This window comes from Paraburkholderia sp. FW306-2-2C-D06C, from assembly GCF_058781505.1.
Window position 1 is genome coordinate 37,453 of record NZ_JBYSWU010000046.1, and the last position, 22,777, is coordinate 60,229.

Below are 22,777 nucleotides of genomic sequence, written 5' to 3' on the forward strand. Positions count from 1 at the left end.
TCAGCGACTCGACGATTCATGAACACGGAACACCAGGAGAACCAACAGGATGATGCGAGCACTTCGAACCGGCGCAGTGGCGTTGGCCACCCTTGCCGTCGCAGGCTGCGGAGTTGGGCAGGCGGTGAAGGACAGCACAGTGGACGCAGCGAAATGGGCGTTCACCACGCAGATCAAGACGATGAACGTGGACCTCGTCAGCCGGTCGTCATTAAACACAAACGGCGCTGGACAATCGTTGTCGACGGTGGTGCGGATCTATCAGTTGAAAACGCCGCAGGCGTTCGAGCAGCTCGACTACATGCAACTGCAGACGAATGATCTCGACGCGCTGAAAGCCGACCTGCTGGCGACGAAGGATGTCGTGCTGCGGCCCGATGCGAGCGCAAGCGTTGCCGAACCGATGAACAGCGATGCGGAGTATGTCGGCGTGGTCGCGTTTTTCCGCGACGCGGGCAAGGATTCGACGTGGAAGCTGGTGGTGCCGAAAAAACAGTGGAAGCAGACCGACCCGGTGAAGATCGAGGTGCGCGACAACACACTGCAACTGGTGGGCGCGAAAACGGAACCGGTGAGGCGGGACGCGCCGCTGCAGAGCGTCCCGAATCCGCCAAAGCCGAAACCGGCGGTCATTACGGAATACGGCACGCAGGCTGGCTGAACAGTAGAACCGCCATTCCGCCGCGCGCTGCGAGGCGCCGCCAGCGCGCGCGAATGACAGGCCGGAGATGCTGTCGTCTCGATCCGGCCAGGCGCCATGCCATGTTCTCAGTTTTTGAAAGACGGGTTCCCGATATCGCCGGGTTCTCCTTGAACATGGAAGCCTGTAACGTTGGACGTGCCATCCGCGAAAAAGGAGCCGTTCAATGATGCGCCCACATCCGTATTCGAGCGACATCGCCTTCACGCCCACAGTGAAGGCGATCCAGACCCGCAACGGTTCGCGTGCCGCCTATGCGCGCATGGAAACCGAACGCGGCTGGCAGACCCGTATCACGCCGGATGTCGCGAGTTTCATCGAACGCCAGACGAGCGTGTTCTTCGCCACCGCGAACGACGAAGGGCAACCCTACATTCAGCATCGCGGCGGCCCCGCGGGTTTTCTGCATGTGCTCGACGACCGCACGATCGCGTTCGCCGATTTCGCGGGCAACCGCCAATACATCACGCAGGGCAATCTCGCCGACAATCCGAAGGTGTACCTGTTCCTGATCGACTACGCACACCAGCGGCGCATCAAGATCTGGGGCGAGGCGCGCGTGGTCGAAGACGATCCCGCGCTGCTGGCAAAGCTGATGCCGCAAGAGTACAAAGCGCGCGGCGAACGCGCGATCGTGATGACGGTGAGCGCGTGGGACGTGAACTGCCCGCAGCATATTCCGCAGCGTTTCGACGCAGCGGACGTGGCCGCCGCACTGGACGAACGCGACCGGCGCATCGAAGCGCTCGAGGCGGAACTCGCGCAACTGCGGAAAGCGTCGCGCGCATGATTTGACGCGGGCTTCGACCCGCTATGATGGTGTCAACGCCACTCGGTCGTCACCATCATGCGCATTGCTCCTTTACCTCCGCTCCAATGCCTGATCGCCTTCGAATCGGCCGTGCGGCATGCCAGCTTCACCAAAGCGGCCGCGGAACTGCATCGGACGCAAAGCGCGGTCAGCCGGCAGATCGCGCAGCTCGAAGACTTCCTCGGCCGCTCGCTGTTCGTGCGAGAGCACCGCGCGTTACGTCTGACGATCGCCGGCGAAGGCTATGCGAAGCACGTGCAGTGGCTGCTGGTGAGGGCGCTGATCGATGACCTCGTCGAGTATATCCACGACACGGTGTGAGCAGAGGTTCGACGCGTCGCGCGGCGCGGATTTGGCTTGCGCGAAAGACGAACGTAGAATCGCCCGCTTGACGACACGACATAGCGATTGCATCGCGATCGAAAAGACAGGAGGAGCACAAGCATGAGTCAGCGCGAAACCGGGCCGATCGCGGCCGCAGTCTATCGCGGCGACGTGATCGAGAACACGCATATCGCTCACGTTGCGGTGGTTCAGGCCGATGGCCGCCTGCTGTATTCGTTCGGCGATCCGTCGCGCTTGACGCTGGTGCGCTCCGCGGCAAAACCTGCGCAGGCGTTGGCCGTGCTCGAAACCGGCGCGCTCGAGCGTTTTGCTTTCGACGAAGCCGACCTCGCGCTGATGTGCGGTTCTCACAGCAGCGAGCCGCGCCATATCGAACGCACCCGCCAGATGCTGGCGAAGGCGCAGGTTAGCGAGGCGGATTTGCGTTGCGGCGGCCATCCTCCTTTGTCTGACGCTATTTATGTCGACTGGCTGAAGCGCGACTTCAAACCGGGCGCGGTGTGCAGCAATTGCTCGGGCAAGCACGCGGGCATGCTGGCCGGCGCGCAGGCCATCGGCGCGGCGCTCAAGGACTATCACCTGCCCGAACATCCGTTGCAGGCTCGCGTGAAGCATACGGTTGCCGACGTATGCGATCTTCCGGACGAGGCCGTGCAATGGGCGACCGACGGCTGCAATCTGCCGACGCCGGCGTTTGGTCTCGATCGTCTTGCGCGTCTGTTCGCGAAGCTTGCCGATGCCGCCGATCATGACGCCGCGCCTGCTTCGGTTTCGGTTTCGTTGCGTACCGCCGCGCTCGCCCGCATCTATCGCGCGATGACGACCTACCCCGAACTGGTGGCAGGCGAGGGGCGCTTCTGTACGGCGCTGATGCGGGCCTTTGACGGCGAACTCGTCGGCAAGGTCGGCGCCGACGGCAGTTATGCGATCGGCGTGCGCGCGTCCGGGCAGACCGCGAGGCTCGGCGCCAAAGGGGCGCTCGGCATTGCGGTGAAAGTCGAGGACGGCAACCTGATGGTGCTTTACGCGCTTGCCGCGGAACTGCTTGCGCAACTCGGTATCGGCAGCGCGCAGCAACGCGCCCCGCTCGATGCATACCGCGCACCGCCGATGCGCAACACGATCGGCATCGAGATCGGACATCTTGCGATCACGCTCGCGCTCGAACCGCGTCCGCAGTAAGTAAGGGCGCGTGTACGAGCGTTGGCTAGCGCGTTGTGTGCGTCATCGTCAAGCGGGCTTCGCGCCGCCCGGGTCGGCCGGCTTAAAGCGGCTTTGCACGGCAACGAGCTGATCGTCGTTGGTGGCGACGAGCCACAAGCGCGCCCGCTCGACCATATGCCGGTTGTGATCCTTCAACGAGCCCATCGAGACCGCGGTTTTCCACGCCACCGGCGCGACACGGCTCGTTCTTCCGGATGGCGTGCCGACCAGCAGGGAATAAGGCCCAAGCGGAAGCGACACGAGCGGCAGAGCCGGGCTCGCGCGCACCCGCCAATCGATAAACGGTGTTTCGCTAAAGAGCAGAGGCGTGGGCAAGCCGTGCAGCACGGTGAAGTCATAAAGCGCGAGTTGTTCACGCATGCCGACATACACACGCCGAATATCGGCGACGACGGCGGCACGGATCTCGTCGTCGAACATCGCTTCCTGCGCGTAGCGTGCCATCGCCTGCTGGGCATCGAGCTGATAGGCGCTAAAGATGCCGAGCTCGACGCAATCGTGCACCGCGCGTTGCACCTCGGCCGCCGAACCGGCTTCTTCCGGTTTGCCGAACTGGGCGGCGCGCAGGAAGCGGGCGAGACCCGCCTCCTGAATGGCGGGGCCTTCGGCCTTCGGATCGTCGTCGGCGTCTTTGCCGAGCGCCACATAGACATATTTTTCGGCGGCGAAACGTGACTTCTTGCCGTCGTCGAACTTGATTTCACCATCGACGCAGTCGAGATAGCGTGTCCCGACCCGGCCATGCTCCCACACGTAATTCTTCAGGAAGGGACGTAACGGATGCAGCGTGTCGTGGTCAGTCATTGCCAACTCCGGTGCCGCAGTGAGGTTTCCGGATGTTCGCACAACATCGCGGCGCTGCACAGAAACCTCTTCAGCTGTCGAGTGGGCCAGGCAGGTTTTTTGCGGCGATCCGGGCGGCGGCTCCAGTTTGTTGCGTCCGCATACTTACGGTGCGTCGATCTCCAGATCCATCAACGCGGAACTCAAAGACTTGCCGTGCGCATCGAGTGCGAGCGAGCGCGTCACGCCGCCGCCTAGCGCTTCCGTCAGCACGAAATTGAACGCGCCGAGGTTCGGCAATTCAAAACGCGTCACCGTACCTTGCACGACGTCGGCCAAATGGGCTTTCACGCGTTCGGCGCTGACCTGCTGCCGCAGATGCACATAATGCCGCGCGTCGTAGCAAATCACCGAAACGTTCAGCGTATTGCCTTTGTCGCCGGTTCGCGAATGGGCGAGGTCCCGCAGTTTCATCTCAAGTCTCCACAAATTCGAACGATGGGCTGACGTGCGTCCTCGGCAACAGAATCGACTGCACGGCAAGCACTTCGCGGGTTGCTTTCGTGACGCCGCCACCGCCTGCCGGGCCATTGGTATAAAGCGTCTCGACCTCGTTGCCGATCTGCGCGGCCTGCTCGACCGATGCCGTGCGCCCGGCTACGCGAGCGCGGACCTCATGCGGCCCGGTGCTGCGCGTTCCCGCAGTCTCGCCGTGCAAAGCGTTCAGGCCGATCAGGTCGAAACGCAATTCGCGCGTTTCGACGCCGCTCAGTTCGAGCCTTTCCCGAACGATATCGAGTGCGAGCCGCGCCCGTTCGACAGCGCCCGGACCGCCGTAAGAAATTTGCCCTTCGCCGATAAAACCATCGACATACGCAACCGATACCTTCAGCGTATCCGTGCGCGGCGTGCCGCGGCCGCCGGTGACACGCACGCGGTCATGCGCTTCCTGAACCACGCGAACCTGCGTAAAGTCGGCGACCACATCCGGTTGCAGATAGCGTTGCGGATCGTGAATCTCATAGAGCAATTGTTCCTTGCAGGTCGCCTCGGTGACACAGCCGCCCGCATGCGGCACCTTCGTGATGGTGACGGAACCATCGGCACTGACCTCGCCGATCGGGAAGCCGAGGCGCGCAAGGTTCGGCACATTCTTGAAGCCCGGATCGGCGAAGTATCCGCCCGTCACCTGTCCCGCGCACTCGAGCAGATGGCCGACGACGGTCGCCTGTCCCAGCGTCGCCCAATCGTCCATATTCCAGCCGAATTCGTGAATCAGCGGCGCGGTGAAGAGCGACGGATCGGCGACCCGGCCCATCAATACGATGTCCGCGCCGGCCGCCAGCGCTTCGACAATCGGCGCGGCGCCGAGATAGGCGTTCGCCGAGACGAGGCGGTCATGAAATGACGCGACGCTTTCGCCCGATTCCTCGAAGTGGAAATCGCCTTGCCGCACGACGTCGAGCACGTCGTCGCCGGTGACGGCGGCGATCTTCAAGCCGGGCAGGCCGAGCGCGCGTGCGATTCGCGCCGTTTCGCGCGCCGCGGCGCGCGGATTGGCGGCGCCCATGTTCGAGACGATCCGCACGCCATTGCGTACGGCGACGGGCAAGACGGCCTTCATCCGTGCCGTCAGCAGCGGGTCATAGCCAAGCTCAGTATCTTTGCGCCGCGCCTGCTGGGCAATCGCGATGGTTCGCTCGGCCAGGCACTCGAATACGAGGTAATCGAGTGCGCCGTGTTCCGCCAGTTCGACCGCGGGTTCGATGCGGTCGCCTGAATAGCCGGCGCCCGCGCCAAGCCGGACAACGCGCGCGTGTGAAGTTGCCGCCATGCTGGTATCGCCCGTGAATGCGCTCATAGAGGAAAAACGCCCAGCACGACACACGCGATCGTCATCACGATCGATGCGCCGAACAGAAGCGGGAACGTAAATTTCTGGTGATCCGCGAGATCGATGCCGCATAAGCCGACCACGAGGAAGGTAGCGGGCGTCAGCGGACTGACCGGAAAGCCCGTGGTCATCTGGCCGAGCAGCGCCGCCTGACCGACATGCACTGCCGGCACACCGAGTTGCGCCGCCACTTCGGCGATGACCGGCAGCACGCCGAAATAGAACGAGTCGGGATCGAACAGCATGCTGAGCGGCATCGCAACGAGGCCGAGCGCAACCGGAATGTGGCCGGCCATGGCGGGCGGCACGAAGCCGACGGCAGCCTGCGCCATCGCCTTCAGCATGCCGCTGCCCTGCATGATGCCGGTGAATACGCCTGCCGCGAGAAGAATGCCCGCCATCATCAGCGCGGCGCGCGCGTGCGCGTCGATGCGCTTGCGCTGCATCTCCACGTTCGGATAGTTCACCATCAACGCAATGCACAAACCGACCATGAACATGATCGCCGGCGGGATTTTCTCGCCCATCACGACCATCGTGCCCAGCACGATCAGCGTCAGCACAATGTTGAACCAGAAGTTTTGCGGGCGGCGCAGCGCCTGTTCCGCCGGCGTGAGTTCACGTTTCGGCATCGGGATGGCGCCGTCGGCGGCGGAGAAGCCGAGGCGCTTTTCTTCACGCCGGCCGAGCCAGAACGCGACGCCGAAGACGAACACGAGGCCGGCGATCTGCACTGGAATCAGCGGATTGAACAGCGCGGAAATGGGTAGATGAAGTGATGCCGATGCGCGGATCATCGGTCCTGTCCACGGCAGAAAGTTGATGCCCGCCGCCATCGACACCGCCGCGGCCAGCACGCGCCGATCCATGTTCAGGCGGTCGTAGAGCGGCAGCATCGCGGGAATCGTCACCAGAAAACAGACCGCGCCGGAGCCGTCAAGGTGAATCAGCAGGGCGAGCAGTGTGGTGCCCACCACGATGCGCGTCGGTTTCGTGCCGACCGCGCGGAGGATGCGATCGATGATCGGATCGAGTGTGCCGGCATCGGTGATCGTGCCGAAGTAGAGGATCGCGAACACGAACATGCCGACTACCGGCGCGAGGCTTTTGAGTCCGTCGATGACGAATTTGCTCGTTTGCAACCCGAAGCCGCCGATTAGCGACGCGGCAATCGGCACGATGATCAGCGCGACCAGCGGCGACATGCGTTTTGAAAGGATCGCCCCGAGCAGGACGGCGATGGTGGCGAGCCCCAGCAATGGCAGCATCTGCGTGTCTCCGAACTTGTTTTTTAGTGCATTCCAGCGTAGTTTCGTGACGACGATAAAGCAATTGAAATGATTTGATTGCAGCAATCACGGAATGTAATGGATCTGAATCTTCGCGATATCCGGGCGTTCATCGCTGTGGCGCAGACAGGCAACTTCACGCGCGCGGCGGCGCAGTTGCATCTGTCGCAGCCTGCTTTGACGGTGCAAATCCGCCGCCTCGAGGAGACGGTCGGCGCGCGGCTGTTCGATCGCAATAGCCGCAACGTGGCGTTGACGCCGACAGGACGCGAACTGCTGCCGGTGCTGCAAAAATCGCTCTACGACATGGAGCATGTGCTGCTCGATGCCCGCGCGCTCGGCGACGGTTCGACGGGGACGGTGCGCGTTGCGTGCCTGCCGTCGTTTGCGGCGAGCCTGCTGCCCGATCTGATTCGCGCGTTCAAACACGATTTCCCGCGAGTGGGATTTCACATTCGTGACGTGGTGGCGGGCATGGTGAACACGCTGGTGCGCAACGAAGAGGTCGACGTTGGCTTGACCGGCGGCGAACTATCCGATTCGACGCTCGAGGTGCTGCACGTCGCGGAAGACCGTTTGGTCGTGGTCTGTCCAAAGGATCATCCGCTGGCGCGCAAGCGCCGCATCACGTTGAAGGATCTCGTCAGCGTGCCGCTCGTGTTGACGGCGCGCGGCACGAGCGTGCGCGCGGTCGTCGATGCCGCGCTGGCGAACGCTCACTGCACGCCCGAGGTGAGTTGCGAGCCCACCTACATGATGACGGCGGTCGCGATGGTGCGCGGCGGCCTCGGCGTGACGATACTGCCGGGCGCCGCGCGCGAAGTGCTGGCGGAGCCGAAACTGGTGGCCCGACCGATCGACGATCCGGCCTTCGTGCGGCCGATCGCGTTAGTCAAGAAGCGCGGACGAACGCTGTCGCCGGCGACGGATGCCTTTGTTGCCGTGCTGTTGCAAAGACTGGAACGCCAATCTGCGACGCGGCTGCGATAAGGCGGGCCGCAAAAATACACGCTTCGTAAGGCAAAAAAACTAAAAAAATCAAAAAAATAAACCGTTACCTACGGTTACAGAAACGACAGCACCGTTTCACACACCACGTAAAGCGCCTCCTAGAATGCACAGCGATCGATCGTGGCATCGCTACTCACCAGCAAGTCAACTGCAAGCCAGTAGCCATGCACCGCGCATCGGTGTTCTTTCGCTTCCACTACAAGGAGAACGTATGATCCGCTTGCCCCTCGCCATCACCAGTGCCTGCATGGCCAGTCTTCTGGTTGTCGCTACCGCCGCCAGCGCTCAAACTTCGCCAGCCGCGCCGTCGGCGGCCACGCCGGAGGCCGGCCGTCTGCATGCCGCCGATCAGGCGTTCATCGCGGATGCAACCAGGGCCGTCTCCACGCAGCGCGATGCCGCGCGCATCGCCACGTCGCGCTCCACCGATAGGGACGTCAAGGCATTTGCCGAACGCGTGTCGAACGACAACGCCAGACTGTCGGAAGCCCTGCGCGCCGCCAGCCCGCGCGGCGTCGACGTGCCGAAGAACGATCCGGACACCGCGGTGCTCGCGAGCATCAACAACCTGCGCGGCGCCGAATTCGACAAGGTCTACATCGAGCAGGTCGCACTCGCCGGCGAGCAAAAAGCACTCTCGGCATTTCAGGCGGAAATCGCGTCAGGCCGCGATGAACAATTGAAGGACGCAGCGAAGAAGGCGCTCCCGACCATCCAGGAACACTACGCAATGGCTCAGGAACTGGCTAAGCGCAAGCATCTGCACGCAGCAGCACAGTAATGCCTGAAGCGCGTCACGTAGCGGCGTGACGCGCGCTACAATCGCCCATTCCACGGGCGGTTATTCAAATCGCATGGTTGCGGCAGTTCGAATGCGTTCTTTTCGGCGATAATCGGCTTCGTTCTTTCGAGCCAGGGTTGCGCGGCGTTTGGCGCGGTTCGGCAATTCGAAAGCTGTCTTCCGATTCCACACGCATTCAATAAAAGCTCATCCATGAGCAAGCCTGCCAATCTGCCGCAACAGTTGGACAACATGCTTCGGCAAGCCGTCGCGCTTCAGCAGAACGGCGCATTCGCCGAGGCCGAAGAACTCTATCGCGAGATTCTCGAACTCAAGCCACGCCATGTCGGCGCGCTGCAACTGCTGGGCGCGCTCGCGCTGCAAGCGGGCCGGCTGCAAGAGGGCATCGAGCTGCTCAGGAAAGCCATCGCCATCGATGCGAAACAGGCGCCGATCCATTCGAATCTCGCCTATGCGCTCAACGCGTTGCAGCGTTTCGACGAAGGCCTCGCGAGCGCCGATCGCGCACTGGCGCGTCAGGCCAGATTTCCCGACGCATTGAACAATCGCGGCAACGCGCAGGCGGGTCTGAGTCTGCCCGTGGAGGCGCTCGGCAGCTTTGATCGCGCGCTCGCCTTGAGGCCGGATTTCGCGCAAGCCTGGAATAATCGCGCCTGCGTGCTGCGCGATCTGGGCCGTCCCGCCGATGCGTTGGCAAGCTGCGATCGCGCGCTCGCCTTGCAGCCGAATTATCCCGACGCCTGGAGCAATCGCGGCAATGCGCTCAGCGATCTGAACCAGCCGGAAGAGGCGCAACGCAGCTATCGGCGCGCGCTCGAACTCGCGCCCGCGTTTGCCGACGCCTGGAACAATCTCGGTCTGACCCAGATCGATCTCAACGAGCACGCGCAGGCGTTGCTCAGCTACGAGCGCGCGCTGGCGGTGAATCCCGCTTCCGCCGAGACGCATTGGAACGAAGCGCTGTGTCTGCTGCAAATGGGGCGGCTCGAAGCGGGGTGGCAGAAGTACGAGTGGCGTTGGGAACGCAGCCGGATCAAGGAAAGCAAGCGCCGCTTTGCCGAACCCCTCTGGCTGGGCGATTTTTCGCTCGACGGCAAAACCATTCTCCTGCACGGGGAGCAGGGCCTGGGCGACACGCTGCAGTTTTGCCGCTATGCCGCGCTGGTGTCGAAGCTCGGCGCCAAGGTCGTGCTCGAAGTGCCGCCGGAGTTGATGCGGCTCATGTCCACACTCGATGGCGTGGGTCAATGGGTCGAATCCGGCCAGGCGCTGCCGCCGTTCGATTGTCACTGCCCGTTGCTGAGTCTGCCGCTCGCATTCAGAACCGGCATCGCGAGCATTCCGTCGCAGACGCCCTATCTATTCGCCGACGCCCAGGCCGCCCGCTTGTGGCATGACCGTATCGAAGCACACGCGGACGGCCGCCTGAAAGTCGGACTCGTCTGGGCCGGCGGAAATCGGCCGCATGTCGCCGAACTCCGCAAGAACGACGCGCGCCGCTCGATCACGTTCGAGCGGCTCGCACCGATTCTCGACGTGCCGAACGTGCGGTTCTTCAGCCTGCAAAAAGGTCCGGCGACGCAGCAACTGCCCGCCAACGAATCGGCTCACCGCGTCGTCGACTACACCGGGGAACTCGATGATTTCGCCGATACCGCGGCACTGGTGGCGAACCTCGACCTGGTGATTTCGGTGGACACGTCCACCGCGCATCTGGCCGGTGCGCTGGACAAGCCCGTATGGATTCTGAATCGCTTCGACACATGCTGGCGCTGGATGCTCGAGCGCACGGATACGCCGTGGTATCCGCGCGCGACCCTGTTCCGGCAGCCCGCCCTGGGCGATTGGGACAGCGTGATTCGGGCCGCGCGCGACGCGCTGGCCGCATTGAGTACGCCGGCCGTGCCGGCGGTCGACCAAAGATAAAAACTCGAATACCGATCCTTCACGGAGGATCGAAAGGTTGGGGGCGTTACCGCACGGCGAGCCCGACGCGTTGGCGCAGACGCGCGTAGACTGAATGTCCGTTTATCGACGTATCGACGGCTATGCCATGGAGATTCTTCAATGGAATACAGACATTTGGGCGCGTCCGGTTTCACGGTGCCGGTGCTGAGTTTCGGCACGGGCACCTTCGGCGGCAAGGGCGAATTCTTCGAAGCGTGGGGCGCCACCGACGTGGCCGAGGCGCGCCGTTTGATCGACATCTGCTTCGACGCGGGCGTCACCCTGTTCGATAGTGCCGACATCTATTCGAAAGGCGCTTCCGAGTCGGTGCTCGGCGAAGCGCTCAAGGGCAAGCGCGACAAAGCGATCATCTCGACCAAGGCGACCTTCCGCTTCGACGATGATCCGAACCATGTCGGCTCATCGCGCTTTCATCTGGTTCAGGCGGTCGATGCGGCGCTCAGGCGCCTGCAAACGGACTACATCGACCTGTTCCAGTTGCACGGCTTCGACGCGAAGACGCCGATCGCCGAAGTCCTGTCCACGCTCGACGATCTCGTGCGCGCCGGCAAGATCCGCTACACCGGCGTGTCGAATTTCTCCGGCTGGCATTTGATGAAATCGCAGGACATCGCGGATCGCTACGGCTATCCGCGCTATGTCGCGAATCAGACGTACTACTCGCTCGTCGGCCGCGATTACGAGTGGGAGCTGATGCCGCTCGGCGTCGATCAAGGCGTGGGCGCGGTGGTGTGGAGCCCGCTCGGCTGGGGCCGGCTCACCGGCAAGCTCAAGCGCGGCCAGCCGCTGCCGGATACGAGCCGTCTGCATAAGACCGCCGACATGGGCCCGCCGGTACCGGACGAGTATCTGTTCCGCGTGCTCGATGCGATCGACGAGGTCGCCGCCGAAACCGGCAAGACGGTGCCGCAAATCGCGCTGAACTGGCTGTTGCAGCGTCCGACGGTATCCACGGTGCTGATCGGCGCGCGCAACGAGGAGCAGTTGCGGCAGAATCTCGGCGCGGTCGGCTGGAATCTGACGCCCGAGCAGGTGGCCAAACTCGATGCCGCCAGCGCCGTGCGTCCGGCTTATCCGTACTGGCATCAGGAAGGATTTGCCGAGCGCAATCCGAAGCCTGTTTAAGCGCTTTGCAATAAGCGCCAACGCGCTCCGGCCCGACGTCATTTCACGAGTTCGGCCGGAGCGGCGAATAGTTCGCCGTAGTAGCGGCGGCCGGCGTCGAGATGCGCGTCGAACGCAAAGCCCTGCGCGAGCATCGCGTGGAAACGCCAAGGTTCGTGCATCGCCTTGGGCGCCCCCGCTTCGGCGTCACCGGCTTGACGCTCCCAGCTCGGCGCTCCCGGTTCGGCGTCACCGGTTTGGCGCTCCCAGCTCGGCGTCCCAGCTATCGCGCTCAACGCTTGATCTTTGCTTCCAGCAAATCGGCCATGCCGATCCGCCGGGCGAAGTCGATGCGTACGCGCTCCGACACTTCGAGCACTTCACGCGACGCCGCCGTTGGCGCGCAGGATCTGGCCGTTGACCCAGCCGGCGTCGGGACCGGCGAGAAACGACACCACCGACGCGATATCGTCCGGCTGGCCAAGGCGTTGCAGCGGCGGCATCTTCGCGAAGGTCTGGATCTGCTCTTCGGTCTTGCCGTCGAGGAACAGCGACGTGGCGATCGGGCCCGGCGCAACGGCGTTGACGGTGATGTTGCGGCCGCGCAGTTCCTTGGCGAACACATGCGTGAACGCTTCGACGGCGGCCTTCGTGCCGTTGTAGACCGCATAGCCAGGCATGTTCAACGCGAGCGTGGTGCTCGAGAAGTTGACGATGCGCCCGCCGTCGTTGATTCGGGCCGCGGCTTCACGCAAGGTGTTGAAGGTGCCGCGCACGTTGATGTCGAAGGTCTGGTCGTACAGCGCGTCGCTGGTGTCGGCGAGCGGCACGGTCTTGAGAACACCGGCGTTGTTGACCAGTACGTCCACCTTGCCGAGTTGCTGTTCGGTGGTTTCGAACAGGCGGCGTACCTCGTCGGGCTTCGAGACGTCGGCCTTCACTGCGATCGCCCTGGCGCCGGCAGCCTTGAGTTCGGCGACCAGTGCGTCGGCTTCCGTCGAGCTCGATGCGTAGTTGACGGCGACTGCGAAACCGTCTTTGGCGAGCCGTTGCGCAACAGCTGCGCCGATGCCGCGGGATGCGCCGGTCACGATGGCGACTTGAGCGTTTTTGATCGTGTTCATGATTCGTTTCCTTCCGTGTGGTGAGTGGGTGAGACGAATCATGGACGTTTTCTTGTTAGAGATAATCTGGTTACACTTGCTATCATTATTCCATTTGCTTTAATAATTACCCGGCGGCCTCCCGGCGGACCCGTCGTACAGGCGTTGAACATGGATCGTTTCGAGGAAATGCGGGTGTTCGTGCGGATTGCCGAGCGGCAGAGCTTCACGCGGGCGTCAGACGATCTGCAGATTCCGCGCGCCACCGTCACCAATCTGATGAAACGCATGGAACGGCGGCTCGGCGCGCGGCTGCTGGAGCGCACCACGCGCTCGGTGCGCCTCACGCATGACGGCGAGGCGTATTACCGGCGCTGCGTGCGGCTCATCGCCGATATGGAGGAGGCTGAGGGCTCGTTCACGAACATCGCGCCGAAGGGCTTGTTGCGGGTGAATTTGCAAAGCACACTGGCGCGGCACTTCGTCGTGCCGGCGCTGCCGGCGTTCCTTGCGCAGTTTCCCGAGATCGAGCTGACGATCGGCGAAGACGACCGGCTGGTCGATCTGGTGCGCGAGGGGATCGATTGTGTGCTGCGGGCGGGTAATTTGCAGGATTCGTCGATGGTGGGGCGGCGCGTCGCGCAACTGCCGCAAGTGACAGTGGCGAGCCCGGCCTATCTCGCGGCCCACGGCGAGCCTGCCGATCCAGCGGAGCTGTCCATGCACCGGGCGGTCAACTACCTGTCGAGCGCGACCGGCAAACCGGTGCCGCTCGAATTCACCGTCGACGGCCGCGAGAGGGCGGTGTATCTGCCGGCGGCGGTGTCGGTGACCGGCGCCGATCTCTACACCGGCTCGGCGGTGGCCGGCCTCGGCATCGTGCAGGTGCCGCTATACCGTGTGGCGGCAGAACTGGCCTCAGGGCGGCTGAAGGTCGTCCTGGCGGATTTTCCGCCGCCGCCGATGCCGGTGTCGGTGCTCTATCCGCAGAACCGCCAGTTGTCGTCGCGCGTGCGGGTGTTTGCGCAGTGGCTGCGCGATATCTTCGAAGCCGCCGGCGCGGATTGACCGTCTACTAAAAGTCCCATTTATTCGAACTGCTGATGCCGGTGGTGCGCATGTGATGTATGTCGCGTGGCGCGGCGATCAGGAAGGGCGCGCGTTGCGGTGGTGGCTCGAGCAGTTGCGGCAGCCCCGCCTGGCCAGGCGATTGGTGCGGGGTGTGGATAGGGTTGTTGGCGTTTGACGCGCGGCGGGTTTCTTGTTGTGCGCCGGCGGCGCTGTTTATAGTGGGATCATACGTGCCGTGCCGGCGATATTGCTTTTTGCACGGTGAGCGGATAAGAGGAGCAGGGCAATGATCGATGGACTGGTGGGCGGGCGGTTGTACGGCGAGGCACAGATTCGCACGGGGCAAAATGGCAAGCGGTTTGTGACCTGCAAGGTGCGGGCTGCCACCAATGACGGCGATACGATTTTCGTCAATGTGATTGCGTTTGATGACGATGTCCAACGTGGACTGCTGGCGCTGAGCGATGCCGATAGCGTTGCGCTGAGTGGGGCGTTGACGCCCAAGGTCTGGACTGACAAGAATGGCCTGGTCAAGCCGGCTATGGATATGGTTGCACACAAGGTGCTGGCGGCTTATGGTTCGCGAGATGACGAGGGTTGATGTTTTTTGCCGCTGCCAAAGGAAAGAATCAACATTAACCCCATGTCAAACCACAACCCCATAATGTCATCTTCAAACCGCGCAAAAGCGGCCTAATATCAAAGCCAACCAAGCTGACGGGGGTCATCATGCAACGCTATCGTTCGCTGGGCATCGTGACCGGTGCGGCGCCGCTGGCGAGCGCCGACGTATTGAGCAAGATGACCGCCGCCTGGCGCCGTTCGCGCGCCGCAGGACGATTCGACCTTGTGCTCGAGCAACAGCCGTGGCATGGCTCGGCCTTGATCGACGCGGCGAACGCCGCATTCAAACTCCACGTATTCGACACGATCCGTACCTTCGAAAAACGTGGAGTCGATGCCATCGTATTGCCCTGCTTCCTCAGTCATACCTTCATCGACGAGCTGACGGCGAACGCGTCCCTCCCGATCGCCGACATCATGCTGGCGCTTTCGCTGCATGTGCGGCAAGCCTTTCCGTCGGTTCGGCGTGTCGGTGTCCTTACTTCCGAGTACATACGCGGCAACGGCCTTTTCGAGCGCTATTTCGACGCCGCGCAATTCGACGTGCTGCATCCGCGCGATGAACACGGCGTGGATCGCGTCACCAGCGCGGTGTATGGCGACGACGGCATCAATAGCGGTCGTCTCTACGGCCGGCCAGTCGAGTTGCTGCGGGCGGCCTGCGCGGACCTCGTCGCGCAAGGCGCGCAAATCATCCTGCCCGGGCTCGCCGAAATCGCCATGGTCGCGCGCGCGCTCGGCACGCTGGACGTGCCGCTGGTCGACGCCAATCTGGTCTACGCGCGCTACGTCGCGGCGGCGCAATTCCCGCAGCCGCAGCGGCGCTTCAAGGTGGGCGTGCTGGGCGGTGTCGGACCCGCGGCGACCGTCGATTTCATGGCGAAGCTGGTGCGCAACACGCCGGCTGCGCGCGATCAGGACCATATCAAGGTCATGGTCGAGCAGAATCCGCAGATTCCGGATCGTACCGAAGCCCTGCTCGGCAACGGCGACGATCCGACACTCGCCCTCTATGCGGCGTGCAAGACGCTCGAAGAGGGCGGCGCGGATATCATCGCGATTCCGTGCAATACCGCGCATGCGTTTGTCGAGCGGATCCAGCCTGCGCTGAACATCCCGATCGTCAATATGCCGACCTGTACCGTCGATTATCTGCGCGAGTCGTTCCCGACCCTGCGTGAAGTCGGCATGCTGGCGACTTCAGGCACGCTCGCAAGCCGCGTCTACGAGAAAGCGCTCGAGGTGCGCGGCCTCGTGCAGGTCGTGCCGTCCGCGGCGGCACAGGCGCGGCTGATGAACGCGGTCTACGGGCGCCATGGCGCCAAGGCCGGCCATACGTCGGGCGAGTGCAGCGACGACGTCGCCGCCGCGGTCGACGATCTGGTCGCGCAAGGCGTGCAGGTGATCGTGCTGGGCTGCACCGAACTGCCGCTGCTGCTGCGCGGCTCGACGCTGGCGCGGCCCGGCGGACTGGTGGTGCGGCTGATCGATCCCGCCGAGGTGCTGGCGAGACGCTGTGTGGCTTATGCGCTGGGCGGCAATAGGGCAGCTGATGGTTCGGGTGCCGATGCGCCGGCCGATACTCTGGTCAATTCGGCGGCCCTCACGGTGGACCGGTTCAGCATGGCGAGCGTCTACGGCTAGATCGGGCTTGCGGATGCGCAGGATATGAATTCGCAGTGCGTTCGATCGCTTCACCCGCGGCGGCGGTACGGCCGCGGCCGGAGCGCCACCTCTCACGGCTTTGCGCCACCCTTTCAAATCGCTCCCAACCCATGTTGCCCCCACGCTGACCGGCCAGACGGCGCGCCTCCGGCGTCGCCTGTCATTGTCGGAAGCGGTGCCGCAGCGAGGCCGTGCCGCGTCATGGAAAACTGTATAAATATACAGTATAGTATCCCGTTGCAGCCCGGCCCTCCGCGTGTCGTCCCGCGCGGCCGGGGTGCCCCGAACTTGCGCGGTCGCGAGGCGTCCGTGAGAGGTGGCCCACTCATTCAGACGGTCGGATAAATTGGCATCTAACGGCATTATCAAGATTCGCGGCGCGCGTCAGCACAACCTGAAGAACGTCGATCTCGACGTGCGAACCGGCGAAATGACGGTCGTCACCGGCCCGTCCGGTTCCGGCAAATCGAGTCTCGTGTTCGACACGCTGTACGCGGAAGGGCAGCGGCGCTACGTCGAAACCTTCAGCGCTTACGCCCGGCAGTTTCTCGACCGCATGGACCGGCCGCAAGTCGACCGTGTCGACGGCGTGCCGCCCGCCATCGCGATCGACCAGACCAATCCGGTGCGCAGCTCGCGCTCCACGGTCGGCACGATGACCGAACTCAACGACCACCTGAAGCTGCTCTACGCGCGGGCGGCCGAGCTGTTCGATCGCAAGACCGCGCAGCAGGTGCGCCACGACTCGCCGGAAACGATTTACGCCGATCTGCTGGCGCGCACCGCGGAGCACGATCCGCGGCTGGTCGTCACGTTCCCGGTAGAGTTGCCGGAGTCCGCGTCGGAGCAGGAAGTCGAGCAATGGCTGTCCGCGAGCGGCTACACGCGGGTGCAGGCGCAGCGCGAAGTCGATTCGCCCACCGGCAAGCGCAAGCTGCTGGACGTGGTGGCCGACCGCTTCCGTTTGCGCCAGGTCGACAAGCAGCGGGTGGTCGAAGCGATCGAGGCGTCGCTCAAACGCGGCGGTGGCCGCGTCAACCTCTACGTGCTGCCGCAAGCGCCGGCAGCGCCGGAGGCTAACGAAGCGGAGCCGCAAATCTGGCGGTTTTCCACCGGTCTGCACAATCCCGAAAGCGACCTGCGTTACGCCGACCCGCAACCGGCGCTGTTCTCGTTCAACTCGGCTTACGGCGCGTGCGAAGTCTGCCGCGGTTTCGGCCGGGTAATCGGCGTCGATCTCGGTCTCGTCATCCCCGACGCGCGCAAGACGCTGCGCGAAGGCGCGATCAAGCCAATGCAGACGCCGGCCTGGAAGGAGTGCCAGGACGATCTGATGCGCTACGCGGCGAAAGCCGATATCCGGCGCGGCACGCCGTGGGGCGAACTGACGGATGCCGAGCGCGACTGGGTCATCAACGGTTCGCCAGACTGGAACGGCAAGTGGCAAAGCCATTGGTACGGCGTCAAACGCTTCTTCGAATATCTCGAATCGAAAGCGTACAAGATGCACATTCGCGTGCTGCTGTCGAAGTACCGCAGCTATACGCCGTGCGAAACCTGCGGCGGCGCGCGTCTGAAAACGGAGTCGCTGTTGTGGCGCCTCGGCACCCGAGCGAATGCCGACTCGGTGCTCGCGCCCGAACGGCGCTTCATGCCGCGCGGCGTCGACTGGCAGCGCGCGCAACTCGAGGCGTTGCCGGGTCTGACCGTGCACGATCTGATGCTGCTGCCGATCGAGCGCATCCGGCGTTTCTTCGACGAGATCAGCCTGCCGAGCGCATTGCTCGACGACGCGCTCAAGCTGCTGCTCGCCGAAGTGCGTACGCGCCTCAAGTATCTGTGCGACGTCGGTCTGGGCTATCTGACGCTCGACCGGCAAAGCCGCACGCTGTCGGGCGGCGAGGTGCAGCGGATCAACCTCACCACGGCGCTCGGCACATCGCTCACCAAAACGCTGTTCGTGCTCGACGAGCCGAGCATCGGCCTGCATCCGCGCGATCTGAACCGGATCGTCGAAGCAATGCACCGGCTGCGCGATGCGGGCAATACGCTGGTGGTGGTCGAACACGATCCGTCGGTGATGCTCGCGGCGGACCGCCTGATCGACATGGGCCCGGGGCCGGGCGAACGCGGCGGCTCGATCATTTACGACGGCTCGCCCGAGGCGATCCGTTCGTCCGGCACGCTGACCGGCGAGTACCTGGGCGGGCGCCGGCACGTGGCGGACGCGGCGCACTGGTCGCAGCGTCCGGTGGATGCAGGCACGCCGCGCATCGTGCTCGAGGGCGCGACCGAACATAATCTGCGCGATGTCACGGTTGAGATTCCGTTGCAACGCTTCGTCTGCGTGACGGGCGTGTCGGGTTCCGGCAAATCCACCTTGCTGCAGGACGTTTTGTATCCGGCCATGGCACGGCACTTCGGTCTCGCCACTGAATCGCCCGGCGCGTTCAGGAGCCTGACGGGCGCCGGTCAGGTCACAGACGTCGTATTCGTCGACCAGTCGCCGATCGGCAAGACCGCGCGCTCGAATCCCGCCAGTTACGTCGGCGCGTTCGACGAAATCCGCAAGCTGTTCGCCAAGGCGCCGCTTGCGAAGCAACGCGGTTACGGCCCCGGCATGTTCAGCTTCAACTCGGGCGAAGGACGTTGCCCGACCTGCGGCGGTTCGGGCTTCGAGCACATCGAAATGCAGTTCCTGAGCGACGTGTATTTGCGCTGTCCGGATTGCGACGGCCGCCGTTATCGCGCCGAACTGCTCGAAGTGAAGATCGAGCGAGGCGAGCCGGCGCGCGCCCTGAGCATTGCCGACGTGCTGGAACTGACGGTGAGCGAAGCCACCGCCTACTTCGCGGAGGACGCCGAAGTGTTGCGCGTGCTGCAGCCCATCGTCGACGTGGGCCTCGAATACGTGAAGCTCGGCCAGCCTGTGCCGACGCTGTCCGGCGGCGAGGCGCAGCGGCTCAAGCTCGCCGGTTTTCTCGCGGAATCGGCGCAGGCGCGCACCGCGCGCAGCGCAAAACAGGCGGTCGCGAAACGTCTGTTCATGTTCGACGAGCCGACCACCGGCCTGCATTTCGACGACATCGCCAAGCTGATGCAGGCGTTCGGCAAGCTGCTCGCAAGCGGCCATTCGCTGATCGTGATCGAGCACAATCTCGACGTGATCCGCGCGGCCGACTGGCTGATCGATCTCGGCCCCGAAGGCGGGGACGGCGGCGGCCGGGTGCTGTGCGCGGGCACGCCCGAAGACGTCAAGCATTGCGGTCAATCGCATACCGGCGAGGCACTGCTGCAATACGACCGCGCGATGAGCGCCGCGGCCGAGCCGTCGCCACAAGGTATTCCGTTGCAAAAGGCGCTGAGTGCAGCGCGTGCGCGCCGGGCGATCGAAGGCGAGGACGTGGTGCGCATCGTCAATGCGCGCGAGCACAATCTGAAGGCGCTCGACGTCGATATTCCGCACGGCAAGTTCAACGTGATCACCGGCGTGTCCGGTTCGGGCAAATCCACGCTCGCCTTCGACATTCTGTTCCACGAAGGGCAGCGCCGTTACCTCGAATCGCTGAACGCGTACGCGCGGTCGATCGTGCAGCCGGCCGGCCGCCCCGAAGTCGACGCGGTGTACGGCATTCCGCCCACTGTCGCGATCGAGCAGCGTTTGTCGCGCGGCGGCCGCAAGAGTACCGTGGCGACCACGTCGGAAGTGTGGCACTTCCTGCGTCTGCTGTATGTGAAGCTCGGTCTGCAACATTGCATTCACGACGGCACGCCGGTCACGTCGCAGAGTGTCGAGTCGATTGCCGCGCAGCTGCTGCGCGATCACAAAGGCGAGCACGTCGGCTTCCTCGCGCCGCTCGTCGTGAACCGCAAGGGCGTCTATACCGATCTCGCGAAGTGGGCGAAAGCGCGCGGCAATACGCATCTGCGCGTGGACGGCGAGTTCGTGCCGGTGGACCCTTGGCCGAAGCTCGATCGCTTTCGCGAGCACACGATCGAGTTGCCGGTGGCCGACATCGTCGTGTCGCCGGACAACGAAGCTGAATTGCGCCGCGCGCTCGACGAGACGCTCGAAATCGGCAAGGGCGTGATGCATCTGCTTGCGCCGCTCGACGGTTTGCACGACGCGATCAGCGGCGGTCATCCCACGGCCACGCTCGGCGCGGTGAAGGTGCTGTCCATCAAGCGCGCGTGTCCGGTGTGCGGCACGAGCTATCCCGAGCTCGACCCGCGCATGTTCTCGTACAACAGCAAGCATGGCTGGTGCACCACCTGTGTCGGCACGGGCCTCGCGCTGACGCGCGAGCAACGTGCGGCATACGACGACACTGTGATCGTCGACGACAATCGCGGCCGCGAGCAAAGCTTGCCGTCGGAGGAGCAGGAACCGGAAGGACTCGTCGACGAACCGTGTCCCGATTGCGCCGGCACGCGTCTGAATCCGACCGCGCGCGCGGTCGCGTTCGATGCGCACGCGATCGTCGAGGTCGCGCAGTGGACGGTTTCCGATACGCGCAAATGGATCGACACGCTGGAAATGACGGGCCGTGAGGCGGAAATCGCGCGCGACGTGATCAGCGAAATCGGCAGCCGTCTGCAGTTCCTCGAAGAAGTCGGGCTCGGCTATCTGAGTCTCGATCGCGCGGCGCCGAGTTTGTCGGGTGGCGAAGCGCAGCGCATCCGGCTCGCCGCGCAGCTCGGCAGCAATCTGCAAGGCGTGTGCTATGTGCTCGACGAACCCACTATCGGTCTGCATCCGCGCGACAACCAGATTCTGCTGAACGCATTGCGCAAGCTGGGCGAGAAGGGCAATACGCTGGTGGTGGTCGAACATGACGAAGACACCATTCGGCGTGCCGATCACATCATCGATATCGGGCCCGGCGCGGGCAAGCGCGGCGGTACGCTCATCGCGCAAGGCAGTGTTGCCGATCTGTCGGCGCAATCCGATTCGCTGACCGGGCAGTTTCTCGCGCGGCCGATCGTGCATCCGTTGCAGCCGCGCCGCAAGGTGGTCGCGCCGACCAAACGCGCAGCGGCCGTACCCGAGAACTGGCTAACGGTGCATGGCGGCAAGCTGCACAACCTGCGCAACGTGACGGTCGGCATTCCGCTATCGCGGCTAGTCGCGGTGACGGGTGTGAGCGGTTCCGGCAAGTCGACGCTCGCGCGCGATGTGCTGATGGCCAATCTGCTGGATGCGGTCGGGCGCTCGGTGCTGTCGTCGCCGGCTACGCGGCGTGCGCGCGCGGCGGCGCAGGAGCAGCCGGCGGCGAACCGGCGCTCGAGCGTATTGGCGCGCACGGCGCCCCGCGCGCCGCTCAACGTCACGCACGCATGGCAAGGGTGCGATGCGGTGACCGGCTGGGAAACCATCGACCGTGTGCTCGAAGTCGACCAGACCCCGATCGGCAAGACGCCGCGTTCATGTCCGGCGACCTACATCGGCGTGTGGGACGCGATCCGCAAGCTGTTTGCCGGCACGCTCGAAGCGCGCGCGCGTGGCTACACGGCGTCGCGCTTCTCGTTCAACACGGGTGAAGGCCGCTGTCCCGCTTGCGAAGGGCAAGGCGTGCGCACCATCGGCATGAGCTTCCTGCCCGACGTGAAAGTGCCGTGCGACGTTTGTCACGGTCAACGTTTCAATCCGGAGACGCTCGCGGTCACCTGGCGCGGCAAGAACATCGGCGACGTGCTGACCATGGAAATCGACGAAGCCGTCGAGTTCTTTGCGCCGATTTCCAACATCGCGCATCCCTTGCAATTGATGAAGGACGTCGGGCTCGGTTATCTCACGCTGGGGCAGCCGTCGCCTACGTTGTCGGGCGGCGAAGCACAGCGCATCAAGCTGGTCACCGAGTTGAGCAAGGTGCGCGACGACATCACGCGGCGTGGTCAGAAGCCTCCGCATACGCTGTATGTGCTGGACGAACCGACCGTCGGTTTGCATATGGCGGATGTCGCGAAGCTGATTCGCGTGCTGCACCGTCTCGCGGACGGCGGCCATAGCGTCGTCGTCATCGAGCACGATCTCGACGTGATTGCAGAGGCGGACTGGATCATCGATCTTGGTCCTGAAGGGGGCGTAGGCGGTGGGACAATCGTGGCTGCTATGGATCCCGAAGGACTCGCGCAAGTACCCGAGAGTCACACGGGGGCGGCGTTGAGACCGGTGCTGGCTCGCGCCGAAAGCGCGCACGTCGCGCCAGTCGAAGCGGGCGAAGGCACCAACGGTTAGCACGAACGCGCGACGCAAACCAGCGCAAACACAGGGCCTGCATCGCGGTAACGCGATGCAGGCCCTGTGCTTTGTGACCCATACGAATTGTTTAGTACCCGGCGGCACGTTGTTTAGTTGCGGCCCGATCTGTTCACCAGGCGGC

General features: G+C 63.9%; 17 protein-coding genes and 1 pseudogene. 12 read left to right on the top strand and 6 right to left on the bottom strand.

Features of this window, described 5'->3' with window-relative positions; translation table 11 throughout:
• Positions 1-49 precede the first annotated feature (49 nt).
• The 4 genes and pseudogenes from tssJ to AC3WLT_RS27770 all read left to right on the top strand — a co-directional run bounded on the left by tssJ (position 50) and on the right by AC3WLT_RS27770 (position 3,038).
• On the top strand, positions 50-661 hold the full coding sequence (gene tssJ / locus AC3WLT_RS27755; protein ID WP_492594867.1) for a type VI secretion system lipoprotein TssJ: 612 nt from the start codon (positions 50-52) through the stop codon (positions 659-661).
• A gap of 205 nt (positions 662-866) precedes the next feature.
• Positions 867-1,490, top strand: coding sequence for a pyridoxamine 5'-phosphate oxidase family protein (locus tag AC3WLT_RS27760; protein ID WP_492594868.1), 624 nt, complete (start codon positions 867-869; stop codon positions 1,488-1,490).
• 57 nt (positions 1,491-1,547) lie between these two features.
• Positions 1,548-1,829: pseudogene (locus AC3WLT_RS27765) on the top strand (LysR family transcriptional regulator); the annotation flags it as partial.
• A 126-nt stretch (positions 1,830-1,955) separates the two neighbouring features.
• Entirely contained in the window at positions 1,956-3,038 is a 1,083-nt protein-coding gene (locus AC3WLT_RS27770; protein WP_492594869.1) for an asparaginase, read from the top strand.
• Between the two features lie 48 nt (positions 3,039-3,086).
• On the opposite strand, the gene AC3WLT_RS27775 is transcribed toward AC3WLT_RS27770, so the two are convergent.
• The 4 genes from AC3WLT_RS27775 to AC3WLT_RS27790 all read right to left on the bottom strand — a co-directional run bounded on the left by AC3WLT_RS27775 (position 3,087) and on the right by AC3WLT_RS27790 (position 7,025).
• Positions 3,087-3,884, bottom strand: coding sequence for a hypothetical protein (locus tag AC3WLT_RS27775; RefSeq protein WP_492594870.1), 798 nt, complete (start codon positions 3,882-3,884; stop codon positions 3,087-3,089).
• Between the two features lie 144 nt (positions 3,885-4,028).
• Complete coding sequence (locus AC3WLT_RS27780; protein ID WP_492594871.1) at positions 4,029-4,337, bottom strand: AtuA-related protein; 309 nt, start codon at positions 4,335-4,337, stop codon at positions 4,029-4,031.
• Position 4,338: 1 nt separating this feature from the next.
• Positions 4,339-5,697 (bottom strand): acyclic terpene utilization AtuA family protein, encoded by a 1,359-nt coding sequence (locus AC3WLT_RS27785; protein ID WP_492594890.1) that lies wholly within the window; start codon positions 5,695-5,697, stop codon positions 4,339-4,341.
• Positions 5,698-5,720: 23 nt separating this feature from the next.
• The gene (locus AC3WLT_RS27790) at positions 5,721-7,025 is read right to left on the bottom strand and encodes a CitMHS family transporter (RefSeq protein WP_492594872.1); all 1,305 of its coding nucleotides are present in this window, start codon (positions 7,023-7,025) and stop codon (positions 5,721-5,723) included.
• A gap of 99 nt (positions 7,026-7,124) precedes the next feature.
• Here AC3WLT_RS27790 and AC3WLT_RS27795 point away from each other — a divergent pair, with 99 nt between their 5' ends.
• From AC3WLT_RS27795 to AC3WLT_RS27810, 4 genes are all read left to right on the top strand, one after another.
• Positions 7,125-8,036: a LysR family transcriptional regulator gene (locus AC3WLT_RS27795; protein WP_492594873.1), complete on the top strand. Its 912-nt coding sequence runs from the start codon at positions 7,125-7,127 to the stop codon at positions 8,034-8,036.
• Positions 8,037-8,268: 232 nt separating this feature from the next.
• Positions 8,269-8,838, top strand: coding sequence for a DUF4142 domain-containing protein (locus tag AC3WLT_RS27800; protein WP_492594874.1), 570 nt, complete (start codon positions 8,269-8,271; stop codon positions 8,836-8,838).
• Positions 8,839-9,051: 213 nt separating this feature from the next.
• Positions 9,052-10,785, top strand: a complete 1,734-nt coding sequence (locus AC3WLT_RS27805) for a tetratricopeptide repeat protein (RefSeq protein ID WP_492594875.1) — start codon at positions 9,052-9,054, stop codon at positions 10,783-10,785.
• A 141-nt stretch (positions 10,786-10,926) separates the two neighbouring features.
• Positions 10,927-11,952: an aldo/keto reductase gene (locus AC3WLT_RS27810; RefSeq protein ID WP_492594876.1), complete on the top strand. Its 1,026-nt coding sequence runs from the start codon at positions 10,927-10,929 to the stop codon at positions 11,950-11,952.
• 38 nt (positions 11,953-11,990) lie between these two features.
• On the opposite strand, the gene AC3WLT_RS27815 is transcribed toward AC3WLT_RS27810, so the two are convergent.
• Both AC3WLT_RS27815 and AC3WLT_RS27820 read right to left on the bottom strand, forming a co-directional pair.
• Positions 11,991-12,227 (bottom strand): hypothetical protein, encoded by a 237-nt coding sequence (locus AC3WLT_RS27815; RefSeq protein WP_492594877.1) that lies wholly within the window; start codon positions 12,225-12,227, stop codon positions 11,991-11,993.
• 84 nt (positions 12,228-12,311) lie between these two features.
• A complete protein-coding gene (locus AC3WLT_RS27820; RefSeq protein ID WP_492594878.1) occupies positions 12,312-13,055 on the bottom strand; it encodes an SDR family oxidoreductase in 744 nt (247 codons plus the stop codon).
• A 150-nt stretch (positions 13,056-13,205) separates the two neighbouring features.
• On the opposite strand from AC3WLT_RS27820, the gene AC3WLT_RS27825 reads away from it, so the two are divergent.
• The 4 genes from AC3WLT_RS27825 to uvrA all read left to right on the top strand — a co-directional run bounded on the left by AC3WLT_RS27825 (position 13,206) and on the right by uvrA (position 22,632).
• Complete coding sequence (locus AC3WLT_RS27825) at positions 13,206-14,102, top strand: LysR family transcriptional regulator (protein WP_492594879.1); 897 nt, start codon at positions 13,206-13,208, stop codon at positions 14,100-14,102.
• Positions 14,103-14,391: 289 nt separating this feature from the next.
• A complete protein-coding gene (locus AC3WLT_RS27830) occupies positions 14,392-14,706 on the top strand; it encodes a single-stranded DNA-binding protein (protein WP_492594880.1) in 315 nt (104 codons plus the stop codon).
• Positions 14,707-14,834: 128 nt separating this feature from the next.
• Complete coding sequence (gene cuyB, locus AC3WLT_RS27835; protein WP_492594881.1) at positions 14,835-16,373, top strand: cysteate racemase; 1,539 nt, start codon at positions 14,835-14,837, stop codon at positions 16,371-16,373.
• A 367-nt stretch (positions 16,374-16,740) separates the two neighbouring features.
• The gene (gene uvrA / locus AC3WLT_RS27840; RefSeq protein ID WP_492594882.1) at positions 16,741-22,632 is read left to right on the top strand and encodes an excinuclease ABC subunit UvrA; all 5,892 of its coding nucleotides are present in this window, start codon (positions 16,741-16,743) and stop codon (positions 22,630-22,632) included.
• Positions 22,633-22,777 lie beyond the last annotated feature (145 nt).

Bases quoted from the DNA above. Each gene is read 5' to 3' on its own strand.
- tssJ (WP_492594867.1), top strand. From the start codon at position 50: ATGATGCGAGCACTTCGAACCGGCGCAGTGGCGTTGGCCACCCTTGCC.
- AC3WLT_RS27760 (WP_492594868.1), top strand. From the start codon at position 867: ATGATGCGCCCACATCCGTATTCGAGCGACATCGCCTTCACGCCCACA.
- AC3WLT_RS27770 (WP_492594869.1), top strand. From the start codon at position 1,956: ATGAGTCAGCGCGAAACCGGGCCGATCGCGGCCGCAGTCTATCGCGGC.
- AC3WLT_RS27775 (WP_492594870.1), bottom strand. From the start codon at position 3,884: ATGACTGACCACGACACGCTGCATCCGTTACGTCCCTTCCTGAAGAAT.
- AC3WLT_RS27780 (WP_492594871.1), bottom strand. From the start codon at position 4,337: ATGAAACTGCGGGACCTCGCCCATTCGCGAACCGGCGACAAAGGCAAT.
- AC3WLT_RS27785 (WP_492594890.1), bottom strand. From the start codon at position 5,697: ATGGCGGCAACTTCACACGCGCGCGTTGTCCGGCTTGGCGCGGGCGCC.
- AC3WLT_RS27790 (WP_492594872.1), bottom strand. From the start codon at position 7,025: ATGCTGCCATTGCTGGGGCTCGCCACCATCGCCGTCCTGCTCGGGGCG.
- AC3WLT_RS27795 (WP_492594873.1), top strand. From the start codon at position 7,125: ATGGATCTGAATCTTCGCGATATCCGGGCGTTCATCGCTGTGGCGCAG.
- AC3WLT_RS27800 (WP_492594874.1), top strand. From the start codon at position 8,269: ATGATCCGCTTGCCCCTCGCCATCACCAGTGCCTGCATGGCCAGTCTT.
- AC3WLT_RS27805 (WP_492594875.1), top strand. From the start codon at position 9,052: ATGAGCAAGCCTGCCAATCTGCCGCAACAGTTGGACAACATGCTTCGG.
- AC3WLT_RS27810 (WP_492594876.1), top strand. From the start codon at position 10,927: ATGGAATACAGACATTTGGGCGCGTCCGGTTTCACGGTGCCGGTGCTG.
- AC3WLT_RS27820 (WP_492594878.1), bottom strand. From the start codon at position 13,055: ATGAACACGATCAAAAACGCTCAAGTCGCCATCGTGACCGGCGCATCC.
- AC3WLT_RS27825 (WP_492594879.1), top strand. From the start codon at position 13,206: ATGGATCGTTTCGAGGAAATGCGGGTGTTCGTGCGGATTGCCGAGCGG.
- AC3WLT_RS27830 (WP_492594880.1), top strand. From the start codon at position 14,392: ATGATCGATGGACTGGTGGGCGGGCGGTTGTACGGCGAGGCACAGATT.
- cuyB (WP_492594881.1), top strand. From the start codon at position 14,835: ATGCAACGCTATCGTTCGCTGGGCATCGTGACCGGTGCGGCGCCGCTG.